Source organism: Paenibacillus agri (genome assembly GCF_013359945.1).
Taxonomy (GTDB): Bacteria; Bacillota; Bacilli; order Paenibacillales; family Paenibacillaceae; genus Paenibacillus_AQ; species Paenibacillus_AQ agri.
Genome location: NZ_JABWCS010000204.1, coordinates 146,367 through 154,803, shown reverse-complemented (window position 1 = coordinate 154,803; position 8,437 = coordinate 146,367). Strand labels below are relative to the sequence as shown.

Here is an 8,437-nt window from a genome sequence, read left to right as displayed (position 1 = left end):
GTACCGCTTACGAACCGATCAAGGTATTCCAGCAAACAGCATAAAACCAATCAATCCTCATCGACTCATGCATTCGCAGGATGACAAGAAGCACGGAGTATCGGGAGATGTTAAACAAAAGGGCTCGGACCCGTTCCGTTAGAAAGACCGACCTCCACCCCTTAGTTAGATGTGACGAAGGAATGAAAGGGCTATGACCCGTTGAGACATGGGAGTGAGAATCGCTAGGGCGAAGTGGAGACGTGCACATGATGGAACAATAGGGGTGATCCTTACTCACCCTTTATTTACCTATGCCCAATTCTCCATCTCCCAGCCACCAACTCCTTCATCATCCCCTTCTTTACTATAACTACAGGATGAAATCCTGCGAATTCATGAGTCTGAGTGAGGAAACAGAATCATTTCGAGGGAGCTCAATAGTCTTATGTTTTAATTAGAGTCGCTGCTTATAGTTGTGAGGCTTGCCGAACACCTAACGCAGTGACGTCCCGACGGGCTTAGGGGGCTGGATGTGGTCACTCGCTTCTCAGAGTGACCCGGAGCGTCAATATGGTGTTAGCCGAAGGAAGTTCTGGAAGCAGCCATTGCATTTAAGGCGTTCTCAAAATAGCTATATACTTCATCTGCAATTCCCAGAAACTCTTCAACAAGTACATTACTATCAAAGTAACAAGCATACAGATAATCAACTAAAGCGGAGTCAATCTCACAATAGTTTAATATGGCATTCTTCATCTTAAAAATGTCATCTTGCCATACACCTGTATCTTCTAAAACCAAAGAGTATAATGCACGAATTAATCTCTTAGAGTAACCTTTAATATATCTAGTTTTCATTGTGTTATCACTAGCATTAGAAAGTAAACTATGTATACGATCTACTTCCTCCTTGGTCTCTGTATTTAAGTCTAAAATGAACTCTGGAGAAATAATTATCGGTGGTACTTTTTCACCAACGTCATGACCATATATGCAAACACAAATTATCTTTACCCAAAAACCCCACTCATTTGGTTTACTTACTACATCGTCAATCGAGCAAATTATCGTATCAATCTTAGTTACTACTGGATATTCTTCCAAAAGCCTGTCTTTAATATTTGACAATCTTTCGTAATCAATATCTTTGGGATTTACACATACAATAGTAAAGTCTGCATCTGACTTAAAAGGTTTAGCAGTTCCTTTTGGAATCGAGCCACACATATAAATGCTATGAATCTTACCTTTAAATTCGGTAAGTATATTATCTATATACTTATCAACAAAATCCTTATATTCACTTTGTATTACAATTCTATTTATAACTTTTTCTAATATCATATAGACTCCTCCTAAACTAAGAACTTCTTTCGGCTAACGTCTTTTTGCGAACTTCGTAAATTCGTCATGACTTAAGTTATTCGCGAAATCATTCAACTATCCTGCCCGTTAGCGCATCACGTCTGCCAATTCATACCAGTAGCCGTGTTTTAGTCTATTTATTGAGCTATCGTGTCCCGTTAGGATTGTTGTTCTTAGAATTACTTTAGAATATGTATGTCCTTATATGTTTGGTAGATAGTAGTTGTAAGAAATGTATTTATTGTTGGTCAGTATTTCATTTCCACGATATAGACCATTTCTTGTTTCCCATGTTGCTTTAATAATCTCTTTACTCAATTCAATTACTTCATTAGAAATCATTACATCATCTATATCCCAATATTTAATTTCTACGATCTCCTGATCATCCTTCTTGAGAATACCTGATTTATACATGACCTCGAATATTACATACAAACTCGACTGTATTCCATCTTCACGCTCCTGTGTTCCTGATCGTACACAAACCAATCTTACGATTTCAGTTTCTAAACCTGTCTCTTCGCTCACTTCTCTTATTGCGGCTTCTTCAATTGATTCTCCTAATTCAACGAATCCTCCTGGAATCATCCACATACCACTGTTAGAACCATAACCAACCTTTACGAGCAGAACTTTATCGTTTCTAATACACACACCGCCAGCTGAGATAGAAAAGGAATTCATAACTTCACATCCTTTTTGTTCTCAGCTTACAGCCATCAAGAAAATATTTCTAATATTTATTTTGTATAATCTTCATACAAAATACCTATAATTTGTTAATTCCCTTATTGTATTATGGTTTGCCCGACTTTCTAATAACGTCTTATTTACGAACTTCGTAAATAATTCTATAGGTAGAGTATTCTCAAAATTATTGAGCTAAACTGCCCGTTCGTATTATGAGATCAACCAGTTCTTTCTGGTTGATCCTTTTTTCATTTGCATAGAGGATTAAAGTAGCCTGGTCGAACGTACCTGCCCGTGGGACTTGATCCCGAGAGCTATAGTGTTCACCCCTACTTGTCATGACCATGATTGAGGCTGGTTGGGACGTAAGATCCCGTATAACAAGCGATGCTATGGACCGACAAGAGGAATCTTGGGGGATACCAGTAAATCTAAACTTACAGGGAGAGATGATATGAATCCAGTTGTCGGTCTAGATATTTCTAAAGCAGAAAGCCATGGACAAGCCTTTTTAGCTCGTGGAAAGCCACTCAGAGGGACATTCCATTTCGAGCACACTCGTGATGGTTTAGCAGATCTCTATAAAGTTTTAAAAGACGTTGAATCTGCATCTAAACAACGTCCTTTGATTATTCTAGAAGCAACTGGCCATTACCAAAGCCCCGTTGTTCAGTTCCTAGAAGAACATCACTATATTTACATTGTCATAAATCCACTCATCTCAAATCGGCTTAGGAAGTCTCAACTTCGTAAAGTAAAGACGGATGCTGCTGACGCTTATCTATTGGGGGAGTTGTACTACAAGGAAGAGTTTGAAGCTTTTGAGAAGAGAGGAGTGCAACTTCTCAATCTGCGCTATCTTACAAGACAATATGAGTCTCTTTCAAAGATGTGTGTACAGACTAAACTACAATTTCAAGCTGTTTTAGATCAGGTTTTCCCGGTTTACAAAGGCGTCTTTGGAGCTATATATTCTGGTATTTCACTACGATTTTTAAGTGAATTCCCAACCTCATACTCAGTTTTACAGACGGATGAAGACACACTCAAAGCTAAGATGAAAGAACTGCTTTCAACGAAACGGGGGCGTTCAGAGGAATGGATTAACCAACGGGTTCAACGACTGGTAGATGCGGCAAGACAAAACCCATTTCAGCAAGACCATGTATGCAAGTCATTTAATCATTTAAAAATCCTTATTACCCTTAATCTTCAGTACCAAGAGCATCTTACTGAATTGGAACAGAACATAGATGCTCTGGCTGAGGAAATTGAAGAGTATGAATTAATTCAGTCGATCCCCGGTATTGGGCATAAAATTGCTGCAACAATTTTATCTGAAATTGGAGAAGTCGACCGATTTGATCATCCTAAAAAGTTAGTAGCCTTTGCAGGAATTGACCCGAGTGTCTTTGCTTCTGGGAAGTTTACAGCCACCCGAAACCGAATCACGAAACGTGGTTCCAGACAGTTGCGTTACGCGCTAATGATGGCTGTTCAGTGTGGACTTATTCGTTCTCGCAACACTCGACTCAAAGAATTTTACGAACGAAAAAGAACCGAAGGCAAGCCGCATAAAGTAGCATTGGTCGCATGTGCAAATAAGCTAGTTCATTGGCTCCATGCCATCTTGAAAAGTAAAAAGCCATTCCATCTGGCTTAACAAGCATAATTGGGTTAACCTTCCAAAACGTTGGCGAACTGGAGGGTTATTTGGTTTGCCTATTTTAACTATAACATAAGATATATGGTCTTTTTACTGGTAATCTTGACATGCTATTAGCTGGTATAGCTTAATGAAATTTCTAGTTTAATTGTTCTAGGTGGTTTAAAGCCATAGAAAAAATCTGATTTGCGGTTTTTACGATTTTTCTATTTCGCTGACCGTTATCCTTTGTTACTGACCATGCTCCATCTCTGTTTTTTAAGCAGGGCTTTTGGGAGTACGGAAGTGGCAAGTGAGCATCAAACTTTATAAGCCGTTCACAGCACGTCGGCGTTCTTTTGTATGCAATAGGCCTCAATGTAACGTTAGTAGAGGCAATTCATTAAACTGCCGCACTAAATTATATATAGCACCTTAAGTTATGTTATAATGAACTTCTTACTGTAAATTAAGACGAATAGAGGTCGATTGAGGATGAAGTGCAAAATTAACCGTAATGCAGCTAAAGTTCTAAAAGATATGCTAAACAGTCAAGAAGCTGAAGGAAAGATGATTCGGGTAATTATTACTCAGAATCATGGCGATCACGGCCACTATGATGTAGTACTTGATACACCAACTGAACATGATGAAATTATCGAAACAGATAAAGACATTAAGGTATTGTTGGATACACGCGAACCGCTTTTGGATGGCGTTTGGATTCAATATTTCTATGTGCCACAGGAGGGTTTCTTCATCACGAATCCTTCTACGGGATTTCTTGAAAAATAAGCATTGAAGCTTATAGAGAATTACAGCAAGCCGAGCAGATTTCAGGTATTCCTGAAGTCTCTCGGCTTTTTTAATTTTAATCCGATTGCTTGTTACCAAGACTCATCCGTTTTGTTACCCCCGCTAAGGACCAGCTGGAATGTGTCTAATCAATACCCACAACAGGGGAGGAGAGTTAGTCCTCATATATTGAACATGAAAAGGAAACCGCCCCTGATGAAATGGTTGAGGGGACCTCCATTTCACCAAAAGGGCGATTTGAAATAAGAATTGTGCAGAGGGGTCTACACAAATCTTATTTATTATATTATTCAAAATTAATTAGAAGTTTGTTTTCGCATAGCAAGCGATATTATTGCCGGGAGGATTGCAATGGCGACACCAATTGCGCCAACCACGCCGACCGCTTGCAGTGAGAATTTTTCCACAACCAGACCACCAATGACAGCTCCCACAGCCATTCCAAGTTGTACGATGGAGGTGTTCAAGCTCAAAAGAATTCCCGACGCTTTGGGCGCCATGCCAATCAGATACACTTGTTGAGCGGGAAAGGTAGACCAGGCGAAAAATGACCATAACATCAGCAAAGGAAAGACAGCAGCGGTAATATGAGCGAATGCAGTCATAAGGAGCAGAATACCAGCGTGGAACAGCAGGCTTCCAATCAAAGTACGTGGAATCCCCCATTTATCTGCGCCGTATCCTCCAACCTGGGAGCCAAGCAGACTTGCTATACCGAAAGCGAACAGCCCGATACTCACCAGGTTATCGCTCATTCCAGTAATGCTGAGCAGAAATGGTGTGATGAACGTGTAAATGATAGTGTATCCCATGATCCAGAAGAAACTGATCGATAAGGTTAATGAAAGCCGCGGATTTTTCAACAAGGCGAGTTGTTCTCTAAGCGGTACAGCTGCTTCTCCTTTGGACTTTGGAATAGTGAATGAAATGATCAGCATCGCGATCAAGCTGAGTACACCAATTCCGAGGAAAATCATTTTCCAATCGTAGGTGCTGGCAATAACTCTTCCCAGAGGAACGCCCAAAATAAGCGAAAGGTTAAAGCCAAGCAGAACAGTAGCAATGGCGCTGCCTTGTTTGCCTGGTTGGGCCATTTGAGCAGATACCGTTAGCGCAACCACCATAAAGACACCGGTGCCTAATGCTAAGACGACTCGTGCTACAACCAGCATCGTATAGCCGGTGGTTAAGATTGTGATCAGATTTCCTATAAAGAATAGGACCAAAGCAGCCAACATGAGTTTTCTCCGGTCTATTTTTGAGGTAGTGGCAATGAGAATAGGTGTACCAATCGCGTAAGCAATCGAGTAAACCGTAATAAGTTGGCCAGCAGCCGCAAGTGTTACGCCTACATCGCTAGAGACGCGATCCAGTATCCCGGATATTACAAATTCTGAAGTCCCCACTAAAAAACTTACAATAGCTAATATATAGATTTTCCACGTGTTATGCATTATTTTGCCCCTTTCGATTTTACATTTCTAGAAATATAGAATTGTTAGCTGGAAAAATAGATGAATTTTCTTTCGCATCGTATATTTTTAATCTTTTTAATACCGGAAGTCCAAACATTCCACCGTAGTGACGACCAAGCCTTACGCTCGGATCTGAAGTTCATCTTATTTAGCCAATTCCTTGCGTACAATGGGTGCTACTTTTGTGCCGAAAAGCTCGATCGTTTTTAACAAATCACTGTGAGGCAGCGTACTAAAGTCAACATACAGAAGAAAACGGGTCAAGCCCAGTTGCTGTACTGCACGCACGATTTTTTCGGCCACGTATTCTGGATCTCCAACATAAAGAGCGCCACGAGGGCTCAACGCATCCTCATACGTGCTACGTGAATAGGCTGGCCAGCCGCGTTCTTTGCCAATTTGATTCATTTGATCTTCCATGATGGGGAAATACTTTTCTGTAGCTGTTTCGAACGAATTTGCAATAAAACCATGCGAATGACAGGCAATTTGCAAATCATTGAGATTATGCCCTGCTTGTTCAGCAGCTTGACGATATAACTGCACTAGTGGAGCGAAACGCTCCGGCATACCGCCAATAATGGAGAAAATGACTGGAAGACCTAGCTGGCCGGCACGGATGGCCGACTCTGGACTACCGCCAGTAGCAATCCACACAGGAAGCGCAGGCTGTTGCGCACGTGGATATACGCCCATATTTTTAAGTGGTGCACGGAGATTACCTGTCCATGTTATTTTCTCTGCGGATCGGATTTTAAGTAAAAGATCCAGCTTCTCTTCGTATAATTCTTCATAATTGTTCAGGTTATATCCGAAGAGGGGAAAGGATTCGACGAAAGAACCACGTCCAGCCATAATCTCAGCCCGGCCATTGGTTAGGTTATCCAGTGTGGCGAAGTCCTGATAGACACGAACTGGATCGGCAGAAGACAGCACCGTTACGGCACTGGAGAGCCGAATATGCTTAGTGGTGGAAGCAGCAGCAGCCAAGATGACTGCTGGCGATGAGCTTGTGTAGTCGTTGCGATGATGTTCGCCGATGCCATAGACATCAAGGCCAACCTGATCAGCCAGTTGAATCTCTTCAATGGCTTGTCGTAGCCGTTCGGCTGGTAAAACACCCCCAGCTTCAGGTCTGGTATGAAGAAATGTTGTTATTCCAAGTTCGATGCCTTTTGAGTTTTTTTGCATTTTTGCTCGCTCCTTTTTTGTATTCTACATTTCTAGAATAATAGAATTATATCCGAAAAAAATTTACACCAAAATATATGGCGCAAATTTCTCTGCAACTTCGTGATTAACACTATAGTGAATAAACGGACCGCTCTTTCGGGACTGAATTAAGCCTGAATCCGTCAGTTGCTTGAGATGATGTGATAATGTTGAAGCTGCCACGGTTTCAAGGCCTTCACCAATAGCAGTCACACATTGATTACTTTCCCGTACCAGCATCAATGCGATTTTTAGTCGTGTAGGTTCACCTAAAGCCTTGAATACTTTAACAGCTTGCAGTATCTCATTGTCAACTTGAGCCATCATGGTCTCCTTTCTTATCATCATTTCTACTATTCTATAAATATAGAAATGATATTAACATCTTATTTCTACAGTGTAAAGATCAAAATTTATTTTATAATAGATTATGGAGGTGTCTAATGGATTCTATTCGCTTGATCAAAAGTGAAATTCATCGCAATTTAGTTATGGAGATATACGAAGAAGTTATTCAGGATCACGAAGCGATTGGCTTATTGCTTCAAGGTTCGGTAGCAAGAGGTGAATCCTACGAAACTTCTGATTTGGATATGTACATATTGTTGAAGGAGGGGTTAAGCAGACCCTTTCGAGCAGAATTCAGACAGGGCATTTACGTTGAACTTAAATATTCAGATTTAGAGGTGGCGACCCATAAATGTGAAGGTGGACCTATGGGGATGTACAATTTCTTGGATTCAGTCATCCTCCTTGATCACGAAGAGCAGCTCCAACAACTCATAGAACGATCCAAACAGCTTTTCTCCGGGTATCAAACCCCTGTCACAGAAATGAAATCGATAAAATATTGGCTTGAGAGCACTTTGATTAAAATCAAAGCGGCTCAAATGTCAGGAGATGATTTAAAAGCTGCTTTTGTTGCGGGAACTACTTCATGGAAAATCCTCGAAGGGGTTTGGGCAGCCAGCAATAAGCCGATGCCTCCCAATGGTTCAGTCCTGTTTTATCTGAAGGATATGGAAATGCTATCTGATGATCTGAAGAACTTAATTAAAAGTCTCTTCGTTGGAGAGGTCAGGGAACGGATAGAATCCTCCATCCAAATTATCGAATGGGTTACTCTAAGTTTAAATGATCTTATAAATATGCGAGAAAATAAGCCAGTCTCCCCTTAATAAACCGCCCCCCCACTGTTAGTCGTTCTAACAATCGGGTTGCAGTTCACTACCGGAACACTGGCTGTTAT

At 40.9% G+C, this 8,437-nt stretch carries 8 protein-coding genes; 3 read left to right on the top strand and 5 right to left on the bottom strand.

Annotated features, from left to right (window positions below; genetic code table 11):
* Nucleotides 1-558: 558 nt before the first annotated feature.
* Both HPT30_RS11045 and HPT30_RS11040 read right to left on the bottom strand, forming a co-directional pair.
* Entirely contained in the window at nt 559-1,326 is a 768-nt protein-coding gene (locus HPT30_RS11045; RefSeq protein WP_175371440.1) for a nucleotidyltransferase domain-containing protein, read from the bottom strand.
* 222 nt (nt 1,327-1,548) lie between these two features.
* A complete protein-coding gene (locus tag HPT30_RS11040; protein ID WP_175371439.1) occupies nt 1,549-2,034 on the bottom strand; it encodes an NUDIX domain-containing protein in 486 nt (161 codons plus the stop codon).
* Between the two features lie 460 nt (nt 2,035-2,494).
* Here HPT30_RS11040 and HPT30_RS11035 point away from each other — a divergent pair, with 460 nt between their 5' ends.
* Nucleotides 2,495-3,703, top strand: coding sequence for an IS110 family RNA-guided transposase (locus tag HPT30_RS11035; protein WP_175371438.1), 1,209 nt, complete (start codon nt 2,495-2,497; stop codon nt 3,701-3,703).
* A gap of 477 nt (nt 3,704-4,180) precedes the next feature.
* On the top strand, nt 4,181-4,480 hold the full coding sequence (locus HPT30_RS11030; protein WP_175371437.1) for an iron-sulfur cluster assembly accessory protein: 300 nt from the start codon (nt 4,181-4,183) through the stop codon (nt 4,478-4,480).
* Between the two features lie 317 nt (nt 4,481-4,797).
* Here the strand turns inward: HPT30_RS11030 and HPT30_RS11025 are convergent, their stop codons facing one another.
* From HPT30_RS11025 to HPT30_RS11015, 3 genes are all read right to left on the bottom strand, one after another.
* The gene (locus HPT30_RS11025; protein WP_175371436.1) at nt 4,798-5,955 is read right to left on the bottom strand and encodes an MFS transporter; all 1,158 of its coding nucleotides are present in this window, start codon (nt 5,953-5,955) and stop codon (nt 4,798-4,800) included.
* A gap of 165 nt (nt 5,956-6,120) precedes the next feature.
* Nucleotides 6,121-7,167: an LLM class flavin-dependent oxidoreductase gene (locus HPT30_RS11020; RefSeq protein WP_175371435.1), complete on the bottom strand. Its 1,047-nt coding sequence runs from the start codon at nt 7,165-7,167 to the stop codon at nt 6,121-6,123.
* Between the two features lie 63 nt (nt 7,168-7,230).
* Nucleotides 7,231-7,512: an ArsR/SmtB family transcription factor gene (locus HPT30_RS11015; protein WP_175371449.1), complete on the bottom strand. Its 282-nt coding sequence runs from the start codon at nt 7,510-7,512 to the stop codon at nt 7,231-7,233.
* A gap of 119 nt (nt 7,513-7,631) precedes the next feature.
* Between HPT30_RS11015 and HPT30_RS11010 the strand changes: the two genes are divergently transcribed.
* Nucleotides 7,632-8,366, top strand: coding sequence for a nucleotidyltransferase domain-containing protein (locus HPT30_RS11010; RefSeq protein WP_175371434.1), 735 nt, complete (start codon nt 7,632-7,634; stop codon nt 8,364-8,366).
* Nucleotides 8,367-8,437 lie beyond the last annotated feature (71 nt).

Coding starts and splice junctions, on each gene's coding strand:
- HPT30_RS11045 (WP_175371440.1), bottom strand. CDS start 1,326: ATGATATTAGAAAAAGTTATAAATAGAATTGTAATACAAAGTGAATAT.
- HPT30_RS11040 (WP_175371439.1), bottom strand. CDS start 2,034: ATGAATTCCTTTTCTATCTCAGCTGGCGGTGTGTGTATTAGAAACGAT.
- HPT30_RS11035 (WP_175371438.1), top strand. CDS start 2,495: ATGAATCCAGTTGTCGGTCTAGATATTTCTAAAGCAGAAAGCCATGGA.
- HPT30_RS11030 (WP_175371437.1), top strand. CDS start 4,181: ATGAAGTGCAAAATTAACCGTAATGCAGCTAAAGTTCTAAAAGATATG.
- HPT30_RS11025 (WP_175371436.1), bottom strand. CDS start 5,955: ATGCATAACACGTGGAAAATCTATATATTAGCTATTGTAAGTTTTTTA.
- HPT30_RS11020 (WP_175371435.1), bottom strand. CDS start 7,167: ATGCAAAAAAACTCAAAAGGCATCGAACTTGGAATAACAACATTTCTT.
- HPT30_RS11015 (WP_175371449.1), bottom strand. CDS start 7,512: ATGGCTCAAGTTGACAATGAGATACTGCAAGCTGTTAAAGTATTCAAG.
- HPT30_RS11010 (WP_175371434.1), top strand. CDS start 7,632: ATGGATTCTATTCGCTTGATCAAAAGTGAAATTCATCGCAATTTAGTT.